At 65.3% G+C, this 20,600-nt stretch carries 23 protein-coding genes; 12 read left to right on the top strand and 11 right to left on the bottom strand.

Features of this window, described 5'->3' with window-relative positions; genetic code table 11:
- The first annotated feature begins 33 nt into the window (after nt 1-33).
- The 3 genes from RH831_RS06935 to RH831_RS06925 all read left to right on the top strand — a co-directional run bounded on the left by RH831_RS06935 (nt 34) and on the right by RH831_RS06925 (nt 3,425).
- A complete protein-coding gene (locus RH831_RS06935; RefSeq protein WP_310553491.1) occupies nt 34-1,401 on the top strand; it encodes a geranylgeranyl reductase family protein in 1,368 nt (455 codons plus the stop codon).
- Between the two features lie 225 nt (nt 1,402-1,626).
- The gene (locus tag RH831_RS06930; RefSeq protein ID WP_396275431.1) at nt 1,627-3,162 is read left to right on the top strand and encodes a Na+/H+ antiporter NhaC family protein; all 1,536 of its coding nucleotides are present in this window, start codon (nt 1,627-1,629) and stop codon (nt 3,160-3,162) included.
- Complete coding sequence (locus tag RH831_RS06925) at nt 3,159-3,425, top strand: hypothetical protein (protein ID WP_310553490.1); 267 nt, start codon at nt 3,159-3,161, stop codon at nt 3,423-3,425. Before RH831_RS06930 ends, RH831_RS06925 begins: the two co-directional genes overlap by 4 nt.
- A gap of 18 nt (nt 3,426-3,443) precedes the next feature.
- Here the strand turns inward: RH831_RS06925 and RH831_RS06920 are convergent, their stop codons facing one another.
- Entirely contained in the window at nt 3,444-3,758 is a 315-nt protein-coding gene (locus RH831_RS06920; RefSeq protein ID WP_070365179.1) for an uS10/mL48 family ribosomal protein, read from the bottom strand.
- A 111-nt stretch (nt 3,759-3,869) separates the two neighbouring features.
- On the opposite strand from RH831_RS06920, the gene RH831_RS06915 reads away from it, so the two are divergent.
- Together RH831_RS06915 and RH831_RS06910 are read left to right on the top strand one after the other, a co-directional pair.
- Nucleotides 3,870-4,295, top strand: coding sequence for a bis(5'-nucleosyl)-tetraphosphatase (locus RH831_RS06915; protein WP_070365180.1), 426 nt, complete (start codon nt 3,870-3,872; stop codon nt 4,293-4,295).
- The gene (locus RH831_RS06910; RefSeq protein WP_310553489.1) at nt 4,292-5,365 is read left to right on the top strand and encodes a DUF5787 family protein; all 1,074 of its coding nucleotides are present in this window, start codon (nt 4,292-4,294) and stop codon (nt 5,363-5,365) included. The genes RH831_RS06915 and RH831_RS06910 overlap by 4 nt, the downstream gene beginning before the upstream one ends.
- Here the strand turns inward: RH831_RS06910 and RH831_RS06905 are convergent.
- Both RH831_RS06905 and RH831_RS06900 read right to left on the bottom strand, forming a co-directional pair.
- Nucleotides 5,314-5,790: a DUF5797 family protein gene (locus RH831_RS06905; protein ID WP_310553488.1), complete on the bottom strand. Its 477-nt coding sequence runs from the start codon at nt 5,788-5,790 to the stop codon at nt 5,314-5,316. The two genes, RH831_RS06910 and RH831_RS06905, sit on opposite strands and share 52 nt — an antisense overlap.
- Nucleotides 5,791-5,829: 39 nt before the next feature.
- Nucleotides 5,830-7,083, bottom strand: coding sequence for an MFS transporter (locus RH831_RS06900; protein WP_310553487.1), 1,254 nt, complete (start codon nt 7,081-7,083; stop codon nt 5,830-5,832).
- A 90-nt stretch (nt 7,084-7,173) separates the two neighbouring features.
- Here RH831_RS06900 and RH831_RS06895 point away from each other — a divergent pair, with 90 nt between their 5' ends.
- Nucleotides 7,174-7,488 (top strand): transcription factor S, encoded by a 315-nt coding sequence (locus tag RH831_RS06895; protein ID WP_310553486.1) that lies wholly within the window; start codon nt 7,174-7,176, stop codon nt 7,486-7,488.
- Between the two features lie 239 nt (nt 7,489-7,727).
- Here the strand turns inward: RH831_RS06895 and RH831_RS06890 are convergent, their stop codons facing one another.
- From RH831_RS06890 to RH831_RS06860, 7 genes are read right to left on the bottom strand one after another with little or no spacing between them, the layout of a single operon-like run.
- The gene (locus tag RH831_RS06890; protein WP_310553485.1) at nt 7,728-8,447 is read right to left on the bottom strand and encodes a methyltransferase domain-containing protein; all 720 of its coding nucleotides are present in this window, start codon (nt 8,445-8,447) and stop codon (nt 7,728-7,730) included.
- A complete protein-coding gene (locus RH831_RS06885; protein WP_071933205.1) occupies nt 8,444-8,815 on the bottom strand; it encodes a nascent polypeptide-associated complex protein in 372 nt (123 codons plus the stop codon). The genes RH831_RS06890 and RH831_RS06885 overlap by 4 nt, the downstream gene beginning before the upstream one ends.
- 46 nt (nt 8,816-8,861) lie before the next feature.
- Complete coding sequence (locus tag RH831_RS06880; protein ID WP_310553484.1) at nt 8,862-9,320, bottom strand: PUA domain-containing protein; 459 nt, start codon at nt 9,318-9,320, stop codon at nt 8,862-8,864.
- 37 nt (nt 9,321-9,357) lie between these two features.
- Nucleotides 9,358-11,622: an amino acid permease gene (locus RH831_RS06875; protein WP_310553483.1), complete on the bottom strand. Its 2,265-nt coding sequence runs from the start codon at nt 11,620-11,622 to the stop codon at nt 9,358-9,360.
- Nucleotides 11,619-12,047: a universal stress protein gene (locus tag RH831_RS06870; RefSeq protein ID WP_310553482.1), complete on the bottom strand. Its 429-nt coding sequence runs from the start codon at nt 12,045-12,047 to the stop codon at nt 11,619-11,621. The genes RH831_RS06875 and RH831_RS06870 overlap by 4 nt, the downstream gene beginning before the upstream one ends.
- 45 nt (nt 12,048-12,092) lie before the next feature.
- Nucleotides 12,093-12,590: an NYN domain-containing protein gene (locus RH831_RS06865; protein WP_310553481.1), complete on the bottom strand. Its 498-nt coding sequence runs from the start codon at nt 12,588-12,590 to the stop codon at nt 12,093-12,095.
- A 24-nt stretch (nt 12,591-12,614) separates the two neighbouring features.
- Nucleotides 12,615-13,274, bottom strand: coding sequence for a metallophosphoesterase (locus tag RH831_RS06860; RefSeq protein WP_310553480.1), 660 nt, complete (start codon nt 13,272-13,274; stop codon nt 12,615-12,617).
- Nucleotides 13,275-13,570: 296 nt separating this feature from the next.
- On the opposite strand from RH831_RS06860, the gene dapA reads away from it, so the two are divergent.
- Genes dapA through RH831_RS06830 form a run of 6 tightly spaced genes read left to right on the top strand, consistent with a single transcriptional unit; the run spans nt 13,571 to nt 19,184 of the window.
- Nucleotides 13,571-14,461: a 4-hydroxy-tetrahydrodipicolinate synthase gene (dapA, locus tag RH831_RS06855; RefSeq protein ID WP_310553479.1), complete on the top strand. Its 891-nt coding sequence runs from the start codon at nt 13,571-13,573 to the stop codon at nt 14,459-14,461.
- A complete protein-coding gene (gene dapB, locus RH831_RS06850; protein WP_310553478.1) occupies nt 14,458-15,240 on the top strand; it encodes a 4-hydroxy-tetrahydrodipicolinate reductase in 783 nt (260 codons plus the stop codon). The genes dapA and dapB overlap by 4 nt, the downstream gene beginning before the upstream one ends.
- Nucleotides 15,237-16,067, top strand: a complete 831-nt coding sequence (locus RH831_RS06845; protein WP_310553477.1) for a 2,3,4,5-tetrahydropyridine-2,6-dicarboxylate N-succinyltransferase — start codon at nt 15,237-15,239, stop codon at nt 16,065-16,067. The genes dapB and RH831_RS06845 overlap by 4 nt, the downstream gene beginning before the upstream one ends.
- Nucleotides 16,064-17,290, top strand: coding sequence for a diaminopimelate decarboxylase (gene lysA, locus RH831_RS06840; protein WP_310553476.1), 1,227 nt, complete (start codon nt 16,064-16,066; stop codon nt 17,288-17,290). The genes RH831_RS06845 and lysA overlap by 4 nt, the downstream gene beginning before the upstream one ends.
- Nucleotides 17,287-18,114 (top strand): diaminopimelate epimerase, encoded by an 828-nt coding sequence (gene dapF / locus RH831_RS06835; protein WP_310553475.1) that lies wholly within the window; start codon nt 17,287-17,289, stop codon nt 18,112-18,114. The genes lysA and dapF overlap by 4 nt, the downstream gene beginning before the upstream one ends.
- Nucleotides 18,111-19,184, top strand: a complete 1,074-nt coding sequence (locus RH831_RS06830) for a M20 family metallopeptidase (RefSeq protein WP_310553474.1) — start codon at nt 18,111-18,113, stop codon at nt 19,182-19,184. Before dapF ends, RH831_RS06830 begins: the two co-directional genes overlap by 4 nt.
- Here RH831_RS06830 and purB read toward each other — a convergent pair whose 3' ends face one another.
- Complete coding sequence (gene purB, locus RH831_RS06825; protein WP_310553473.1) at nt 19,185-20,564, bottom strand: adenylosuccinate lyase; 1,380 nt, start codon at nt 20,562-20,564, stop codon at nt 19,185-19,187.
- Nucleotides 20,565-20,600: the final 36 nt, after the last annotated feature.

Below are 20,600 nucleotides of genomic sequence, written 5' to 3'. Positions count from 1 at the left end.
AACGGTTTTCATCCCGGGTGTATATCCGTGTGCATGCCTCCCGTAGAGAAAGACGCCATCGTCGTCGGGGCCGGGACCGCTGGTGCCTACGCCGCTGCGACGATCGCCCGGGCCGGATACGACGTGACGGTACTCGAACGGAAATCCGAGGACGAAGCCGGACACATCGCCTGCGGGGACGCGTTGAAGGGGGCCGACGAGTTCCCCGACTCCATTCCGAAATCAACCTTCGAACACGCGATCAGCAACCCGGACGTCGATCACGGCCGATTCGAGATCCCACAGGCCGACACGGTCGTCGACATCCCCGTGCCGGGAGAGTTGGCCGTGATCGACCGACTGGCGTTCGGGAAAGCGATCATCGACGGCGCTCAGAACGCGGGTGCCACCTTCGAGTTCGACACCGCCGTCACGGACGTTCTCCAGGACGGGAGGCAGGTAACGGGCGTTACAGCGATGCAGGACGGCCAGCCCCAGGCTTTCGAGGCCCCGATCGTCGTGGACGCTGCAGGTGCGCTCTCGCTCCTGCAGGACAAGGCCGACCTCGAGGAGACGACATTCGACACGAACGTGAACTACCGGCAGTTCACTTCGGCCTATCGGGAGATCATCGAGGTCGAGGAGCCGGTCGATTACGAGGACGCCCTGGTTTTCAAACCCACAGATCGCGCGGAGGGATACATCTGGTACTTCCCCCGAACCGGGACCGAGATCAACGCCGGCGTGGGGTTCCAGATGACCGCGGAGCCAATGCAGTTGGTCGAGGCTCTCCGGGAGGACCTGGAGTCCCGACCGGAGTTCGGGAACGCGAAAGTGCTCGACAAACTCGGTGCGGCTATCCCGACTCGCCGCCCCTACGACTCCGCTGTCGCACCGGGCTATCTCGCGGCGGGAGACGCCGCGGGCCACGTGAACCCCACGACTGGCGGGGGCATTGCTGGAGCAGCCTACGCCGGCACGTACGCCGGTGAAAGCGCCATCGACGCGCTCGAAGCCGGCGACGCGAGCGAGGACGTGCTCTGGGAGTACAACGAACGGATCATGGACCACTTCGGGGGCCGATACGCCAGTCTGGACGTGTACAACATTTTGACGACGGCCGTCGAGGTCGAGCAACTCATGGACCTGTTGGCCTCGATTCCGGCCGAGAAGGTCTCGGAGGCACTCTATGCCGGGACCGCCGATTTCGGGCTGGGGCTCAAGCTCCGGACCATGCTGGGGAGTCTGGGCCACTGGCGCTTGCTCTACCAGCTGTATCAGACCAAAGACGTGGCCGACCGCCTGCTTGACCACTACGAGACCTACCCCGAGTCACCCGCCGAGTTTGCCGAGTGGCAACGAGAACGAGATGCGATCATGGAGTCGGTCTACCAGGTGACCGGGGCGTCCCCCAAGTACTGAGCGGTGTTGTGTGGCCCCCGTCAAAACTCGTCGAGACGAGCGGGTGTCTGTCGGATGTCTGACGGGACGTGTGATCGGTCAGACAGGTAATGGGCCCCCTAACGATAGCCGCCAGTAATTCGAATTGCGAACCTGATTCGAGGGAATCGACCCCCGGCGGGGACCCAAACAACCAAATCGGTTAAGTAGGTGGTCGTTGATGGATAGTGTGGGTGATACACAAACATGGCAGGTCCGGATGATAAAGACACAGGCGTAGACGAGGAGTTGCGTGAAGCCGAAGAGGCAATGGAAGGCCCCCAAATCGAGTTTTATGGGGGCGTCTGGGCGAGTACGATACCGCTCGTCCTATTCATCCTCTGGGCGATTTTCCAGAGTGGAATCCTTGGCATTGGGCAAACGAGTGGACTGGTGGTCGGGGCCCTGATCGCGACCATCGTCGGGATGTTCTTCGCGAAGGGGAACTGGAAGACCTACGCGAATACCATCTTCGAAGGCATGACTCAGCGGGTCGCGGCGACGGCGATCGTTGCCTGGCTGTGGGCCGGCATGTTCGCGAACACGATGCAGGTTGGACAGTTCGTCGACGGGTTGATCTGGGCCGCGGACGCAATCGGCGTCAACGCGGCGACGTTCCCGGCTGCAACCTTCGTGCTGGCCGCGGTGCTCGCGACGGGGATCGGGACCGGGTACGGGACAGCTGTCGCGTTCGTGACACTGTTCTTCCCGGCCGGCGTCCTTCTGGGCGCCAATCCCGTGTTGATGTTCGCGGCGATCCTGTCCGGGGCCGTCTTCGGCGACAACCTGGCACCGGTCAGTGACACCACGATTGTCAGCGCGGTGACTCAGGACTCGGACATCGGTGGCGTCGTGGCCTCCCGGTTCAAGTATGCGATTCTGGCCGCGGTCCCATCATTCGCACTCTACCTCGTCGTGGGTGGCATGATGGCTGGCGCACCCCCCGGCGGCCAGGCCGCACTCGAAGGGACCGCACCAGGACTTATCCACCTTATTTCGATGGGAATCGTCATCGTCACGGCGATTCGGGGACGGCACATTGTGGAGGCCATCTCGTGGGGGTTGATCGCGGCGATCGTGTTCAACCTCGTCTTCGGCCTCTCCTCGGTCGCCGACATCGTCGCCCTACAGGTGACCGAAGAGAGCGCGTGGACTGCGATTCCAGGCGTCGTCGTTGCTGATACGGCAGGGGTCGGTGGGAGCCTGCTCAACGGTGCGGTGGGCTTCTTCCCGCTGATCGTCCTGACCCTGCTCATCGTCGCCATGGCCCGGATCATGATCCAGGGCGGCGGCTTCGAGGCGATCCAGGACGTGCTGCTCGAAAAGGTCGCGACGAGCGTTCGGAGCGCCGAGCTCACGATGGTCTTCTCGACGGCGATCGTCAACGCGATGATCACGATCAACACGGCCGCGGAGATCGCCATCTCGCCGTACATCGCGCGCATCGGTGAGAAGTTCAACATCAACGGCTACCGCCGGGCGAACATCCTCGACGCCAACACCTCCGCGCTGGGATACATCTTCCCGTGGGGCGGTGGTATTCTGGCCGGATACGGTGCCATGACGGGGCCCGGCAGCCCGGTCGATCAGTTCGGTAACGTGATGTTGGTCAATCCGGCCGACGTCATCCCGTACGTGTTCCACGGATGGCTGCTGCTCGCCGTGTTCATCCTCGCGGCGATCACCGGGTTCGGTCGTGAGTACATTTCCGACCGCCGGTCCGAGGAGGTGAGCCGAGTATGAGCTTCGTCGAGAAGTACATGGCCGGCTGGAAGCTCCGGACCGCGAAGCCGGACTACGAGCCGGGCGAGACGATCGAGGTGATGATCACGTCGATGCGGGACGGGAAAGCAAAGGCCCGGATTGGGGACTCGATCCTCCGGATCAAAAACGTCCCCGAAGACGGGGAAAACACGAGAGTGATGGTCGAAATTGAGGAGTGGGACACCGAAGACCACATCGGCGAAGGTACCTACCTCGAGACGGTCGGCGAGAGCGCTTTCTAGGCCGTTCGGGTTTTCTTTTCAGGTGCGATCGACAGTCGCCTCGACGCGAACGGACTCCGGATAGTCCCACTCGAGGACCTGCCGACCGACCTCGTCCCGACCGCGAAGCTCGAAGCGACGCTGATAGACCGTGTACTGCCAGTCGTCGTATCGGGCCGTCGAATCGCCGTCGAGTTGCTTGTAAAGCGGCACGCGATACTCCGTCGGGGCGTCCGAGTGGGGGCCTTTGAGCTCAGTTCCCTTCCGGCGGACGGTCCGTTTGATCGTCTCGACGACGGAATCGAGTGTCTCCCGATCGCCGCTCTTCAGCGTGAGGTGGAGGACGGTGGTCATGGGCGAAGGGAGGACGAGCGACGGGAAAAGCCTGTAGTATGCGAGTCGAGCCTGTCGTGGAGTCACACACTCCGACATTCTCTTATTACGCCACCGTGTACCGCTCTAGTAATGACGGTTGAAGCGACAAGCGCCGGGGCCATTCTCTATCGGGACACGCGGGGCCGGCGTGAATACCTCCTACTGAAGAGCCGCCCCGGGGACTGGGAATTCCCCAAAGGCGGCGTCGAGGGGGACGAAGAACTCCAGCAGACGGCAATCAGAGAGGTACAGGAGGAGGCCGGGATCAGCGATTTCAGGCTGCTCGATGGCTTCCGCGAGGAATACGATTATGTCTTCGAGGCGAACGGGGACCGGATCCACAAGACCGTGCACCTGTTCGTCGCGAAGTCCTACGAGGCCAGTGCCGAACTGTCCCACGAACACCGGGACCACCAGTGGCGGGACTACCAGCAGGCACTGAACACGATCACTCAGGACGGTCCGCGGGACATCCTGCGGGATGCCCACGAACACATCGACGAACTGGACGTGTGAGCTTCCCACCCGGGGACAGCGAGTTCGCCTTCGAACTGGCGAGTTGTGCCTGGGCCGAACAGGAGTGGCCACCAGCGGGTGAGCCGACACCGGCCATCGTCGCCCGCCAACTGGGCTGGCAGCAGCGTCGCTGGGACACCATCGTGATCGAGGTCGAACCCGATGCCTTCGAGACCCGCGCCGCGTTCGGCTCCGAGCGGCTCAACAGCGACCTTCGCCACGTCCTCCAGCACGCCCCGGAATCCTGGACCTATTACCGCGAGGCCCTTCCACACCCGGGCTATCCCTGGCGGTACGTCAGGGAGTCGATCCACGAGGCGACGGCCCGTGACGCCCTCGAATCCCGCAAGCGCGGGGGTCAAATCGAGATTCGCCGAGTCGAAGAGTATCCCGACTGGGTCGACCGAATCGTCGCGATCGAGAACAAACCCGACCTGGACGCGAGCGCCGCCCGTCGACTCACGGACCAACTAGAGCGAGATGTCGCCGCCGGGATCGCCGACGAGGTCTGGCTCGCGACGACCGGCACCGGTTCGCGAGTGGAACCAGCGCTCCTGGAACGGATCCCCTCCGAGGTCGGGATTCTCACGCTGGGGCCCGACGGCGTCGACGTGCTCTGGCGACCGCGCACCCTCACGACGGACCAGGCCGGCATCGACATTCTCGATCGACCCGAGGGCGGGTCCCACGACCAGTCAGCAGCCCGGTTCGAGGTGCTGTCACGGGCCGCAAAATCGGAGAAGCGATACGACATCGCCGAGCGGGCCTACGAGCGCGGGTGGCGTCACTACGTCGAGTCGATGCGGCCGGACTGTGCGCACTTCGATTTGACCGTGGGTCGGTACGGCTACAGGCCGACGTGTGCAGCCTTCGAACGGACCCAGACCCCGCGGGAGTGTCGGGGTAACTGTCCACACTTCCAGCCCGAACCGCCCCAGCACCGACAGGGTGGCTGGCCCATCGAAGGCGGACCGGGGCAGACGGTCAAACGAATCTTGCGAGAACGGAGCGCGAGGTGTCACTCCGTCTCCAGCACCGTGACATCGGAACGGGGCACCGCCAGCCGGTAGGTCGGGACAGTTCGGTCGATCCGTTCGAGGACGTCTTTTTGGGTGAGCGTCCGGAGCGCGGCCCGGACCGCCTCGACTCCAGCATCTGGTGCTCCCTGATCGCGCACCTCGTGGAGGATCGCGACGACACTCGCCGACCGCTCCTCGGGGCCCGGAACCGCCCCGAAGACCGCCTCCTCGATTCCGGCAAAGGCGACGGCCGGCCCGTCACCCGTCTCGCCTGAGAGCACCGCCTCGCCCTCGGGTGTCACTCGAATCAAACTGTTATCGTCTCGATAGTAGTAGGGTTTGAGTTCGGATTCGAGGTACTGGTGGACCTCGCTGCCGCTGTCCATATCCCAGGCCGCCTGGAGCTCGCTGTTCTTCGTGGGTTCACGTTCCAGGATATCCGCGAGCCGCGACCGGGCCGTCTCGGAGAGGGGCATATCTACGGGGATTAAGCCGAGGTATTTCCCCTTTCTGGCTCAGGAGCCGAAGATCGATTTCGTGTCCGTGAGCGTCTCCTCGACCTGCGTGTAGACCAAGAGGAGGGCCAGCACGGCGAGGACGCTACCCGCGAGGAAGGGCACGTGAAAGCCAAAGCGCTCCAGAAAGCCGGCCGAAAGCGGCCCCACCGCCACCCCGAACCCGAAGGCCATGGTGAGCACCGACAGCGTGGTTCCCGAGGCCCCCTCGCGGGCAAGGTCACCGGCCAGCGCCAGCGAGGGCGCGAAGACCATCGCGACGGCGACCCCCTGGGCCAACCGTGCAAGTGTCATCATAAGCGGCGAGAGGACATACCCCTGCGCGAGCGTCGAGGGAACGAGAATCAGGAATCCGGCGACGAGGAACGGACGACGCCCATACCCGTCACTCGCCCGCCCGATCGGGATCTGCAGCAGGATGTTCGCGATCGTCACCGCCCCGAACTGGACCCCGAAGAGAACTGACGACTGGCCCAGGCGAGCGTTGATCTGGCCCTCGAGGGGCGCAAAGAGTGCGATCGCGATCCCCATCGCCACGGTGCCCAGACCGAGGGTGAAAACCGGATCCAGGAGATAGCCCGGTGGCCCCCTGACCGCAATGGAGAGGTCGCTTCCCGCACTCGCCTGCGTCTCTTCGGGGTCCTCGACGAAGAGATAGACGAGGAGGAAACTGAAAAACGCCCCTGCAACCGCGACGAGAAAGGCCGCATCGAAGCCCCAGAATTCCACGACGACGCCGGCGACGATCGGGCCGAATCCAAATCCGATGAGTCTGAAGGTGTTGTAGACCCCGAAGTTGCCCCCGCGGGTCCGAGCACTCGTCGCGAACTCGTTTACGAGTGCGACCGTCGCCGGGATGGTGAAAGCCGCTCCGATTCCCTGCAGGAGCCGGAAGAAGAGAACCCAGCGGTACTGCGAGACGAAGAGGTATCCCCCGCTTCCGATTCCCAGAATTGCAAGCCCGAAGAGGATGAAGACCTTTCGCCGGCCCGCCCGGTCAGTCAACCGCCCCGTGAAGGGCTGGCTGAAGCTGTTGAGAAAGCCAAACATCGAGAGTGCGAGCCCGATCAGAAGCGATTCCGTGACCGTGATCGAGAGGATTGGAACCTGGGTGCCCAACAGAGCATCGAGCTGAATTTGTCCGGAGGCGATGTAGAGCGGCAGGACGATGATGAGAAAGGAGTTGCCCATCTCGTCGGCCATCCGTGCGAATGCCAGCACGAGGACCCGACGGTCGGTGCCGAAAACGGCCATGGTGGGGATTACTGACTCGATGCCTTCCCTGTTTGGAAACCGGTCGCGCGAGCAACGGCCTTAAGCCCGCGAATCGAGAACTGGCCCCCAATGGAGTTCTGTGACGAATGCGGCTCGATGATGCGAGCCGACGGCGAGTTCTGGGTGTGTACCAGCTGTGAGAACCGACAGCCCAAGAACCCCGACGCGAACTACGTCCTCTCGGAGGAACAGGAGGTAAGCGAGGTCATCGAGACCGGAACGGGCGGTGACACCGGGCTGCCGACGACCGAGACCGAGTGCCCGGAGTGTGGGAACGATACGGCCTACTGGTACATGCAGCAGATCCGCTCGGCCGACGAGTCAGAGACCCGCTTTTTCGTCTGTACGGAGTGCGATCACCGCTGGCGAGAAGACGATCACTGACACCCACCTTTTTCGAGACGGGGTTCCTCGCTCGCTACCGCTCGCTGCGGAACCCCCTCTCCAAAAATCTGGACCAAAAAAGCCACGCCGAAGGCGTGGAGAACCGCTTCGAGCGGGTTCTTCGAACCCGCTCTCGCGGATGCTACTTCTCTCACCCAGCCTCAATTGTCATGGGAACAGCCACCAGACCATAGTGGAAATAAGCCGGCCCACTTGTGGGGGACGTGCCACCGCCTCCGTTACACCATCCGTGCGAAGGTCAGATAGCCCGTGTGACCGACGCCCTTCGTGGAGGGACGGGACCCACGGTCGTCGAAGTCCATCCGCCGCTGGATGGTCTCGGTCGTCTCGATGTCCCCGAGACCCGCTTCGCGAGCCGTGTGTTCGACCTCGCGAGCGGCCTCGATGAACGGCGAGTAGACGGCCAGGAAACCGCCGGAGACGAGCAGATCGGGTGCCCGAGCGACGACGGTCGGTGCGTCTTCCGTGTCGAGTGTGAGCACGTCGAAGTCAGCCAGGTCCCCAAGCGCCTCGGTCAGGTCGCCGGTCCGAACCTCGACGGTCTCGGCCACCCCAGCCAGTTTCATGTTCTCGCGGGCCACCTCGGCAAAGTCGGGGTCACGCTCGTAGGTCGTCACCGCGGCCCCCATCCGACCGAGATAGGCCGCGAGCACGCCTGTCCCGGTGCCGGCGTCGAGCACCCGGTCGCCGGCCGCGACGCCTGTGTGCCCGACCAGGAGGCCGATGTCCTTGGGCATCATCGGCGCGCCGGTCCGTTCCAGGTGGTTGAACAGGTCCGGTCCCCGCAGGGCCCGGACCCCGAAGGCCTCACCCAGATGGCTCTCGACCTGCTGACCGGGTTCGACGTCCTCGGGGACGTGCACGACCCCCAGATCGGTGTGGAGTTCCGCACCCGGTTCGACCAGAAACTCCCGGTCGCCGCGGACGAGGAGAATCACTCGAGGTCGTCGATGGCCGCCGCGAGGTCGCCATCCGCCGCTTCGAGGGCCTGTCGGGCTGTCTCCGTCGGAACCCCGGCCCGCTCGGCAACGATCTCGACGTCGGCCTCGGGAATCCCAGTCCCGGACTCGGCCGGGGACTCGCTCTCCTCGGACTCCGCCTCGTGTTCCGCTGGTTCGCCGACGACCTGGTAGGTCTCCTGGCCCTGGGCGTCCATGCGGGTGACCTCGGGCTCGTCGAAGTGGAGTTTGGTCCCGTCTTCGAGGGTGATCGTGGCCTCGACGGCGTCGAGTTCGTCGAGGTCGATCCCCATCTGGTCCATGAGCTGTTCCATCTTGCGCGGGTTCATGCCGCCGCCTCCGAACATACCCGAGGGTTGGAAGCCGGGGAGAAAAGCGTGGCGTTTGGGACACTCAGCGAGCGCCCTCGCGGACGAGCACGGCCATGCCCGTCTCGAAGTCGAGCATCGCCGACGCGTCGAGTTCGGCCCGGCCAACCGCGATGAGTTCGCCGCGTTCGTGTTCGATTAGTACCTCGTCGCCCGCACGCACCGTCGGATCGACCGACTGGACGAACTTCGCGAAGACGTTCTTTCCGTCCCTGACGAACGGCTCGCTCTCGTCACCCACGACGACCCGATACGCCGGAGGATCCAGCGCTGCCTGGAGAGCCTGCCCACCGGCCAGACCGAGCGTGAAGCGGCCATCAGTACCCAGACTCACCAGCCGGTCGCCGTCCTGGATGACCTGGCGCGGGCGACCGGATGCGGAGCGCTGGATCGTCCGGTCCACGTCGGGTGGAAAAAGCGCCTGCCCGGCCCCAGCCCCGAACTGGTAGTCGGCTACGGTGCGAAGTTGTGCCGCCGAGTGCATGGCCGTCCTGGGGTCGGGAGCGGTTTAGCGGCTTCGTTCACGTCCGCCGGAACAGCCGACTCCAGAGCGAACGGGAGGACGGCCGTTCGGCCAGTAGTACTGGCACGTCGAGCGATTCGAGACTCCGCAGCGCCGGCGAGCCCTGTATCACCCGGGAGAGCAGGCCCCGCTCGGTCGCTCCCAGGACGACCAGGTCGTACTCGCCGCCGAGACGGGCGATGACCGACGACGGGGACCCCGTCTCCACGATCTGTTCGGCGTCGGTGAGATCGTTTTCGGTGGCCCACTCCGTGAGGAACTTCTCGCCGGCGGTCTCCTCGCCCGCGTCGACCACGTGGAGCAACGAGATCGAGGAATCGACTGCCGCCTGGAGTGCCCGGGCCACGTCGGCGGAAAGCTCAGAGGACCGGCCACCCGTCGTGGGGAGCAAGACCGTCGCGGGATCGAACTCCTCCGCGTCGAGGACCAGGAAGTCACAGGGCAGGTCGTGTGTCAACTCGTCGAGTGCCCGCTCGGCGCGACCACCAGCGAAGCGAGCCCCGCCATAACCCATGACGACCGTATCGGCGTCGTGGTCTCTCGCGGCGTCGAAGACCTCTTCGAGGCCCCGGTGAGAGAGGATCGTCCGAGTCTCGATCGGAACCCCGAACTGTGCCGCGTCCTCGGTCGCCGCCGAAAGAAGCTCCGAGGAGCGTGCGTCGATCTGTTCTCGATTGCGCGCTGCGGCTTGCAACGATGTCTGGTCCGGGACGGTGACGATGTGTGTCGCAAGCACGCGACCGCCCTGCTGGCGGGCGAGGATGCTCGCCAGGGTGATGAGTGCGGTCTCCGTCCGAGGGTTCATGACCGGTACCATGATCGTCGGCCCTTCGTCCCCGTTCGGGGCCACGGCGTTTGCGGCATCAACGACCTGGTCGGGGAACTGCTCCTCCCGGGACGCGATGAAGTCCGAGAGTACGCCCTCCTGGGTCGTGTTGTCCCGCGCGTAGAGGAAGTACCAGATCACCGCGCCGGCCACGAAGGCCCCGGCCAGCGCGATCTCGTAATTGTCCATGAAGGCGACGAGCCCCAGGGAGAGAACGGTTCCAAGGATGGGAGTGTACGGATAAAACGGGACTGTGAAGTCCGGGTCGTACTCCGGCGTTTCTGCCTCCCGGAAGACGATCAGGGCCACGTTCATCAGGGCATAGACGATGAGATGGAGCACACTCGCGGCCTTCGCGAGTATTTCGATTTCCCGGCCCAGAAGCGCGATGAACACCACGATAAGCAGGCCCGTGACCAGAATTGACCGGTAGGGCGTCGAGAAGTTCGGATGGACTTCGTTGAGCCAGTCCGTGACGATCTTGTCACGACCCATCGCGAAGTTGATCCGCGCGGAGGCGAGAATCGAGGCGTTGGCCGAGGAAGCCGTCGCCAGAAGGGCGCCGACGGTCATCACCGCGGCCGCGGCACCCGCGACCCCGGTTATCGGCCCGATAGCGGAGGGAAAGGCCACCTCGGCCGCTTGGGCGACCGGCGCGTCCGTGCTGAGATCGGGCCACGGAACCACACCGAGCATGATCGAGACGACGATCGCATAGATGACCGTCACGATGGCCACGCTTCCGATGAGCGCGATCGGGAGGTTGCGCCCTGGATTGCGGAGTTCCTCGCCAACCGTCGCGATCTTCGCATAGCCCAGGAAGGAAACGAAGACGAGCGCCGTCCCCGGAAGGATCTGTCCGAATCCGAAGGGAGCCAGACCACCCTCGCTGATGAGCGTGGCGTAGTCAAAGGAGAAGAAGCCGGCAATCGAAAACAGCGTGAGGATGCCAAGGAGCAGAAAGACGATGACCGTCTGGACCCCGCCGGTCTCCTTCGCACCGATGTAGTTGACTCCGACGAAGACGAGCCCCGCGACCAGCGCTCCGACCTGAATCTGGTTGAGAAAACCGAATTCCGGGAGCGAAACGAAGACCGCGAGATACTGACCGAACCCGATCGAGTAAAAGGCCGAGGCAAAGGCAAGCCCCATCCAGTCACCCATGCCGGCGATCGAGCCGAACAGTGGCCCGAGTGCCTTGTTGATGTAGTAATACCCGCCGCCCGCCTTGGGCATGGCCGTCCCGAGTTCGGAGATCGAGAGCGCATTCACCATCGCGATCACGCCCCCGACGACGAAGGAGAGCACCACGACTGGCCCGGCCGCGTGGGCCGCAACACCGGGGAGCACGAAGATCCCGGCCCCGATCATGGTCCCGATCCCGATGGTCATCGCCGAGATCAGGCCCAGGTCTTTCGCGAGTTCTTCCTCGGTCATGCTTCGGGGAGAGAGACGACCGGCCGGTCAGCCCGCGTGAGTAGCTTGAGCGAGAGATCACCGGAGAGAAAATGCATCAGCCGACCGCCCGAGCGCGGGCGGTAGACGATCGAGGTCGCCTCGACGGCCCCGGCCGTTTCGATTATCGCGCCCACCACGTCCCGGGCGTACGCCGTCTCGGTCTCGGCATCCGGGAAGTGTTCGCGCACGACGGCGAAACTCTCCGCCGCGATCTCTTCGGATTGCTCGACCGGCGTCTTGTCCGGCACTCCTTCGCCCTTCTCGACGACGTGAAGCACGACGATCTCGCCCGGATCGTAGGTTGCGAGGATTCGAGCCGTTCTCTCGGCGTCGTCCACGTTTGCGACCGGGACCAGCACGCGCCCGAGGAGGTCCCGTTTCCGGTCGGTGGGCGTCTCGTTCATACCCGTCTCTATTGTGACCCCGCAGTTAAAACCGTCCGAATCCCTTCAAAGCAGAAACGTTTCGATCCGATCTCCCAGATCGATGAACGTGTCGGCGGCCGCCCTGAGTTCCTCGGCGGTCGAACTCTCGAAGGCCATGACCTCCACGCGGACCCCCTCGTGCCGGAGATGGGAGACCAGCCGGGAGAAATCGCCATCGCCCGTACAGAGCACGACCGTGTCGACGTGATCGGCCAGGGTCACCGCGTCCAGGCTCATGCCCACGTCCCAGTCAGCCTTCTTCGAGCCGTCCTGGAAGGTCTTGATGTCCTTGATCTTGGTCTCGAAGCCGATGTCGTCAAGCGCCTCGAAGAAGCTCTCCTCCTCGGGGGAGTCGGCTCGTATGACATAGGCGATGGCCCGTGTGAGTTCGCGGTTCTGCACGGCCTTCGAGAGGAGCTTCGAGTAATCGATGTTCCGGGAGTGAAGACTCTGTGCGGAGTGATAGAGGTTCTGCGCGTCGGCAAGGACCGCGACGCGCTGCCCGGGATGGATCGAGGTCATACCCTGTCGTCTTCCCGGGCGATGTTAAACCTCCGCTTCCTCGTCCGGGCCGGGTGTCTCGTGACGGGCCACAGCGAGCGTGTCCGGGTCCAGTTCGTAGTAGGACTCCCAGGCCGGCGCGGTGGTGATCACCCGTGTGTCACCGAAAGTCGTCTCGGTGTGCTGATGGTGGTGTCCAGTCAAACAGAGATCGGGCGAGAGTGCCGAAATGAGTTCGTCGACCGGCCGGCACCCGACGGTGTACTCCTCGTCGACGTCAGTCCCGTGTGGGGCCTCGTGGGTGAGCAGCACGTCGACCGAGCCCACCCGTTTGAGGGCTTCCACGTCGGCCCGGACGAAGTGTCGCCGCCGGTCGCCACGAAGCGCGGATCGGGGCTTCTCGTACTGGGTGGGTGCGAAATTGCCAGAGAGCCCGCCGATCCGGAGGCCTTCGAGTTCGACGGCGCGGCTGTCGAGCAGTCGGACGTTTCTGGTATTCCGACTCCGGACCCGGCCGTGTCGCAGCGCGTCGATCACGTCGAAGTCCTCGTTGTTGCCCGCGATGAAGTAGGTCTCGACCGGCAGGTCGTAGTAAAAGAGGTCCCCGAGCTGGAGGGCGACGTCCGGGTCTGCGGCCCGATAGGCGCGCATCAGGGCTGCACGGCGGTCGGGTGTATTCGCGTGGGCGTCCCCCAAGACGAGCATTCGATTCCCCGTTCGAGCGCCCCGTTGAAAAACCGGGCGGCCCGGGAGCCCAAAACAGCTTTAACCCTGGACGGTCAGCCTTCGAGCATGATACTCGCTTCCACCGGCGGTCACGACGGGCCAGGAGGCGAGTTTCGACCTGTTCTGAAACGTGGGCAGTGATCACATGGCTCGTTGCGGGTTCGGACCCCGTTTCGGGCCGTTTCCCATCCTGCGACCAGCAGCTAACTGGACGCACCCATCACTCGCCCGTATCAGCACACTAATGAAACACCCCACCCACCAACCGACCACCAATGACACACGATCTCACGACCGGCGTTTACCCGGCAATGACGACGCCGTTTCTCGAAGACGGGAGTATCGACCACGATCGACTCGCGGCGAACGCGACCCGGCTCGAAGCAGCCGGCGTCGACGGCGTCGTACCAGTGGGCTCGACCGGCGAGAGCGCCACGCTGACCCACCAGGAACACGTCGACGTCGTCGAGACAGTCGTCGAAGCAGTCGATGTGCCCGTGATCGCCGGAGCGGGAAGTAACGCAACCCACGAGGCCCTCGTCCTCTCTCGCGGGGCGGAGGAAGCCGGTGCGGACGGGCTCCTGCTCATCTCGCCGTACTACAACAAGCCCGAACCCGCCGGAATGGAGGCCCACTACCGCGCGATCGCGGACGAGGTCGACCTGCCACAGATCATCTACAACGTCCCCTCGCGAACGGGCCGAAACATCGCCGTCGAGACGGCAGTGAACCTGGCGAGCCACGAGAACATCGTGGGCTACAAGGCCGCGAGTGGCGATCTCGGCCGAGTCAGCGAGGTCGCCCGGCGCACGGCCACCGAGGAGTTCTCGGTCCTCTCCGGTGACGACGGCCTGACCCTCCCGATCATTTCGGTCGGCGGGACTGGGGTCATCTCCGTCGCCGCGAACGTCGAACCCGAGCGCACCGTCGAACTGGTTCACAGCGCGCTCGAGGGCGACTACGAACAGGCTCGCGAGGTGCACCGGGAACTCGCCCCGCTGGTCGAGGCCCTCTTCGCCGAGACGAACCCGATCCCGGTCAAGGCCGCAATGGAGATCCGGGGGCACGGCACGGGTCGCCTTCGCTCCCCGCTCTCGACGATCAGCCCGGAGAACCGCCGTGAGCTCGAAGCGGTCCTCGCGGACCTCGCGGAGGGAGCCGAATGAGCGAGGGCCTCCGAATCGGGGTCACCGGCGCGACCGGCCGGATGGGCCAGGCAGTCCGGGACGCAGCCGAGGAGCGCGGGCTCACCGTCGCCTTCGCCGTGAACCGGGACGCCGACCCACAGCTGGAGAACGTGGAGCCAGCCCGGCGGTTCGAGACGCTACTCACCGAGACCGAACCCGACGTAATCATCGACTTCACGGGCCCGGAGAGTGCTGTCGAGTACGTCACCCTGGCGGCCGACGCCGGCGTCCCCATCGTGACTGGCACGACTGGGTTCGACGACGAGCAGCGGGCCGCCCTCGAAGCCGCCGGCGAGGAGACGCCGGTCCTGCTGGGCGCGAACTTCGCCCGCGGGATCCAGGCCCTGATCGACGCCGTGACGGCGGCCGTGGAGTCACTCTCGGAGTACGACATCGAACTGACCGAGACCCACCACAACGGCAAGCGCGATGCTCCCTCCGGGACCGCCTCGCTGATCCTCGACCGGATCGACGAGGCCCGGGGCGGGCCCGCAGCGCGGGTGCACGGTCGCGAGGGCGAGGCCCCGCGGGAAGCCGGCGAGATCGGCGTTCACGCTCGCCGAGCCGGCGACATCACTGGCGAACACGAGGTACTGCTCGCGGGCAACCGGGAGACCCTCTCGCTTACCCACCGGGCCGGCTCACGCTCGGTCTTCGCAGAGGGAGCCCTCGACGCCGCGAGCTGGCTTGTCGACCAGGAACCGGGATTCTACCGATTTGCAGCGATCGCAGCGAAACTGAGCGAGACCGATCAATGACGCTGGAAGCCGACATCACCGACCTCAAGCATCGCTACGATTCGGGCGAGTTGACGGAACCGGGCACAGCCGAACGCGAGGTACTCGCGGAGTTCCTCGCCGCCCTCGAAGCGGGCGATATTCGCGCCGCCGAGCCCCGAACCGACGGATGGGAAGCCGTCGAGTGGGTCAAGACCGGAATTCTGCTCAACTTCTCACTCCGGGAGATCGAGCCCCGGACCTACGGCGACGTGACCTACCACGACGTGCTGGGCCTTCGGGAAACCGCTGATCTGGGCGAGCGCGGCACCCGAAACACGCCCAACGGCACCACGATCCGCCGAGGGGCCTACGTCGGCAGCGACGCGATCCTGATGAGCCCCAGTTTCGTCAACATCGGCGCGTACGTCGGCGACGGCACGCTGGTCGATTCGGCGAACACGGTCGGTTCGTGTGCCCAGATCGGCGAGAACGTCAAGCTTGGCGGAAACACCCTGATCGGCGGGGTGCTGGAACCCGTCGAGGACACGCCGGTCGTCATCGAGGACGACGTGTCCCTGGGTGCAGGCACCCGGGTGACCTCCGGGTTCGTCGTCGGCGAGGGGAGTGTCGTCGGCGAGAACACGCTACTGACGCCGCGGATTCCGGTCTACGATCTGGTCGATGAGGAGATCCACTATGGCGAGCTTCCGCCCAACCGGCGAGCCTTCACTCGCTTCGTCGAATCCAGCGTGGGGGAACACGAACTGTTCAGCGGCGGCGCGTACAAGCCCGCGGTCGTCGCCATGGACATCGAGGCCGAAACACGGGACGCAACCCAGCGCGAGGCGGAGCTTCGAAGTTCATGACTGGACCGACCGTACGCCGTCTGGACGACTGGGAGCGAGACCCACTGCAGGAGATCGCTGAAACCCACGGGACCCCCGCCTACGTCATCGACCTGGATCGAATCCGCGAGAACCTGGACCGGTTGCAGACGGCGTTTCCGGACGCCAGGCTGCTGTACGCTGTCAAGGCAAACGCCGGTCGGGCAGTGCTGCAGACACTTGCAGACGCTGGTGTCGGCGCCGAGTGTGCGTCAGCCGGGGAGGTTCGCCGTGCGCTCGAAGCCGGCTTCGACCCCGCCAACGTGCAGTACACTCCCGTCAACGCGCCAGCCAGGGACCTCGATGCCGTCCTGGTTGGCGGCGGAGCGCCGATCACCATCACCGTGGACGCGATGGACACGATCGACCGCCTCGCGGAACGTGGTTTCGACGGGGGCGTCGCGATCCGAATCCATCCAGGGACAGGTGCCGGTCACAGTGACGCGGTCGCGACCGGCGCGGACGCCAAGTTCGGGATCCCGGTCGATCGGGTCCCGGAGGCGGTCGCGGCCGGGACCGAGCAGGGACTCGACGTGGTCGGCTTGCACGCCCACGCCGGCAGCGGCATCCTGGACGACGGCCTGGCGGCCCACCGAGCGGTCGTCGAAACCATCGCGTCGGTCGCGACGGACCTCGATACCGACCTGGAGTTCGTCGACGTGGGCGGCGGGTTCGGCGTCCCGTACCGACCCGACGAAGAACCCCTCGACCTGGACGCGATCGCGACGGCGACCCGCGAGGCACTCGCGGGGGTTGACGCCGAACTTCGCATCGAGCCGGGACGGTATCTGGTCGCCGACGCCGGGGTCCTCCTGACCCGGGTCAACACCGTCAAGCCGGCCGGCGACGGCGTCCTGGCTGGCGTCGACGCGGGCATGACTGATTTGCTCCGACCGGCCCTGTACGACGCCTACCACCCGGTCAAATCACTCACCGGGGACCAGGCTGGAGAGACCGAGACAGTCTCCGTTGTCGGCCCGATCTGTGAGAGTACCGATGTGCTCGCCCGGGACCGGCGTCTCCCGAAGCCAGAGCGAGGTGAGCTGTACGGGGTCGGCTTCACCGGCGCCTACGGCATCGAGATGGCGAGCCAGTACAACAGCCGGCCGCGAGCACCCGTAATCGCCATGGAAGACGGCTCGACAAAACTCGTCAGACGCCGGGAAACCGTCGAGGACGTGATCAACTCGGAGGTGGACAGATGAACGTTCCCTACCGCCAGTACCATGGGACGGGCAACGCATTCGCAGTCGTCGAAGCCGCGGCCCTGGAAACCGACCGGGCGGCGTTCGCCCAGTCGGCCTGTGTGGAGTTGGGGGTGGACGGGATCCTCTTTCTGGAGCTCGATCCCGAAACCGAGCCCACCCGGGTCGGCTTCACGCTCTACCAGCCGGACGGCAGCACGGCCGAGATGTGTGGCAACGGGGCCAGAGTGGCCGCCCGGTGGGCCCACGAACAGACCGGGGACTGGAAGTTCCGACTCGAAACCCCAGCCGGGGACCGACTCGCGGAAGTTGATGCGGACGAGACCAACGTGACCGTCGAGATGGGCGAACCGAGCTTCGAGCCGGCCGAAATCCCCGTAGAATCGGAGGGACCGATGATCGAGGAGCCCTTCGAGGGGCTGACGATCTCGGCTGTGAACACAGGTGTGCCCCACGCGGTCGCGTTCCTCCGGTCGGTCGAGGAGGTTGCCCTTGAGGCCATGGCCCAGCCGATCCGCTACGCCGATGAGTTTCCGGCGGGCACGAACGTCACGGTTGCCGAGTACGTCGGCCCCAGCGAGTTCAGACAGCGCACCTACGAGCGGGGCGTCGAGGACGAGACCCAGTCCTGTGGGACGGGCGCGGTCGCGATCGCGGCCGTCGCCGTCAGGCAAGAGCTGGCTGCGGCCGGGGAACCGATCGAAGTGTCGCCACCAGGGGGCACGCTGACGGTGACCGTACCGGCAGACGGGCCAGCCACGCTCGCGGGCCCAACGGCCTTCGAGCGCGAGGGAACGGTCGAGTTCGAGGCGGGGAGTCGATGAGTTTCGACCCGATCGAGTTCCTCGAAACGGCCGTCGAAACCCCCTCGACCGAGTCGGTCACGGAGATGCGGGAACTGGTCCGGGAGACCCTGGAAGCCAACGGCGAAACAGTCAGGATCGACGACGCGGGGAACCTGCTGGCCGATAAAGGGAGCGGAGAGCCACGGATCGTTCTCAACACGCACCTTGACACCGTCCCGCCCCATCACCCGCTCGAACGGACCGAGACGGAGATCCGCGGCCGAGGATCCTGTGACGCGAAGGGGCCACTCGCGGCGATACTGGCAGCCTTCCTCCGGACCGAACCCGAAACCGGCCGGCTCACGCTCGCGCTCACGCCCGACGAGGAGCGGGAGTCGACCGGCGCGGCGGCACTCGAACTGGACGCCGACGGCTTCATCGTGGGCGAACCGACCGGGCTCGACGTGTGTGTGGCCGCCAGGGGCCGATTTCAGGGGACGGTCCACCTCGGTGGCCGGGGTGCTCACGCGGCCACGCCTGAATCGGGCGTGAACGCCATCTCGGGGCTCAAAGACGCGATCGCGGGCCTGGAAAGCTACGACGACGAACACGGACCCGCGACCCATCCACGGCTCGGGGCCCCCACACTGACCCCCACGCTCGTCTCGGGGGGCGAAGCCACCAACCGGATCCCGTCGGAAGCAACACTCACGATCGATCGGCGGAGCGTGCCACCCGAGAGAGCACCCGAATTCTTCGAGTCGCTCCAGACTCACCTCCGCTCGGTCGTCTCCGAGGATCTCACCGTCGCGGTCCAGCCGGCCGAGCGGGAGACCCCGTTCCTGGAAGGGTTCGAGACAGATGCCGACGCGGCGGTCAGTCAGGCGCTGGTGGCTGCCGGCGCGGGCGAACCTCGAACCTTCGGAGCTGCGACCGAGGCTGCGTACTTCGCTTCAATGGCGCCGACCGTGGTCTTCGGGCCGGGCGTGCTGGCCGACGAACAGGGACCGGTCGCCCACGGCGAGCGCGAGTACGTTCCGATCGACGCCGTCCGGCAGGCCGGAGCGATCCTCACCGACGGCCTCGAGACACTGCTCGTGGCCGAGTGATCACACGTCTCGTGCGATCGAAGCGGCGATGCCGGTGTACGATTCCGGCGTGAGTGAACGCAGCGTTTCTTTCGTCGACGCATCGACATCAAGGTCCTCGATGAGGGCCTCGAAGTCCGCCATGGTGACGGACTCGCCCCGAGTGGCCTCTTTCACCAGTTCGTAGGCGTCCGGATTCCCTTCACGCCGGAGGACCGTCTGGATCGCCTCGCCGATCACCGCCGGATTGGCCTGGAGGTCCTCGGCCATGACCGACTCGCGGGGCACGACCTTCGCCAGGCCGGCCTCGAGTTTCACGTAGCCCAAAAGCGAATGCGCGAGTGCGACCCCCATGTTCCGTTTGACCGTCGAGTCCGAGAGGTCCCGCTGCATGCGGGAGGTCGTGATGGTCTCCGCGAGGAAGCCCAAATCGCTGTTGGCCCGCGAGAGGTTGCCCTCGCTGTTCTCGAAGTCGATGGGGTTGACCTTGTGTGGCATCGTCGAGGAACCGGTTTCGCCCGCCGCGGCTTCCTGGCCCAGATAGCCCAGGCTCACGTACTGCCAGGCGTCCCGGTCGAGGTCGACCAGCACCCGGTTTACTCGGGCCAGCGCGTCGAAGAGCGTCGCCAGGTCGTCGCCGGGATTGATCTGGGTCGTCGGCTGTAGGTAAGAGAGCCCCAGATCGGTGACGAACTCGCGGGCAAAGCCCGGCCAGTCGACATCAGGATAGGCCACGGCGTGAGCCGCGAACGTCCCGGTCGCCCCGCCGAGTTTGCCCGCGAGCGAGTCTGTCGCCGATTCGACGGCCGCGATTCCCTGGCCCACCCGCGCGGCGTACACCGCCATCTCCTTGCCGAAGGTCGTCGGCGTTGCAGGCTGGCCGTGGGTTCGGGCGAGCATCGGGAGGTCGGCGTGGTCGTGTGCAAAGTCGGTCAGTTCCTCACGAATCACCCGCAGTCGAGGCAGTAACACCGACTCCATGGCGTCCCGGATCAGAATGCGGTAGGCCAGGTTCGTGACGTCCTCGCTGGTCAAGCCGAAGTGCAACCAGGGATGGACCCGTTCGGGTGTGGCCTCCCGCAGATAGTACTCGACGGCCTTGACGTCGTGGTTGGTCGCGGCATAGCCCCTGGCGCCGGTCGTCTCGATGGCCTTGATCAACTCGGCGTCCGACTCATCGAAGTCCCGGTAGCAGTCCCGCATCGACTCCCGGAGTTCGGGATCGATCTCGACGGGGGTCGCCTGGAGATCAGCGAGGGCGATAGTGTACTCCACCTCGACGGTCACGCGGGCACGCATGAGCGCCGCCTCGCTCACGTACTCGACGAGCGGGGCCGTCCGGTCGGCGTACCGACCGTCGAGCGGCGAAACGGCCCACAGCGGGCCACGATCGTTTGACATGTGTCGGTGTGGCCGCGGTCGCCGGTTAAGAATGTC

It is taken from the genome of Halodesulfurarchaeum sp. HSR-GB, from assembly GCF_031432215.1.
Classification (GTDB): Archaea; Halobacteriota; Halobacteria; order Halobacteriales; family Halobacteriaceae; genus Halodesulfurarchaeum.
Note: the sequence above shows the minus strand (reverse complement) of the source record. Positions and strands in the feature narration are given on the sequence as shown.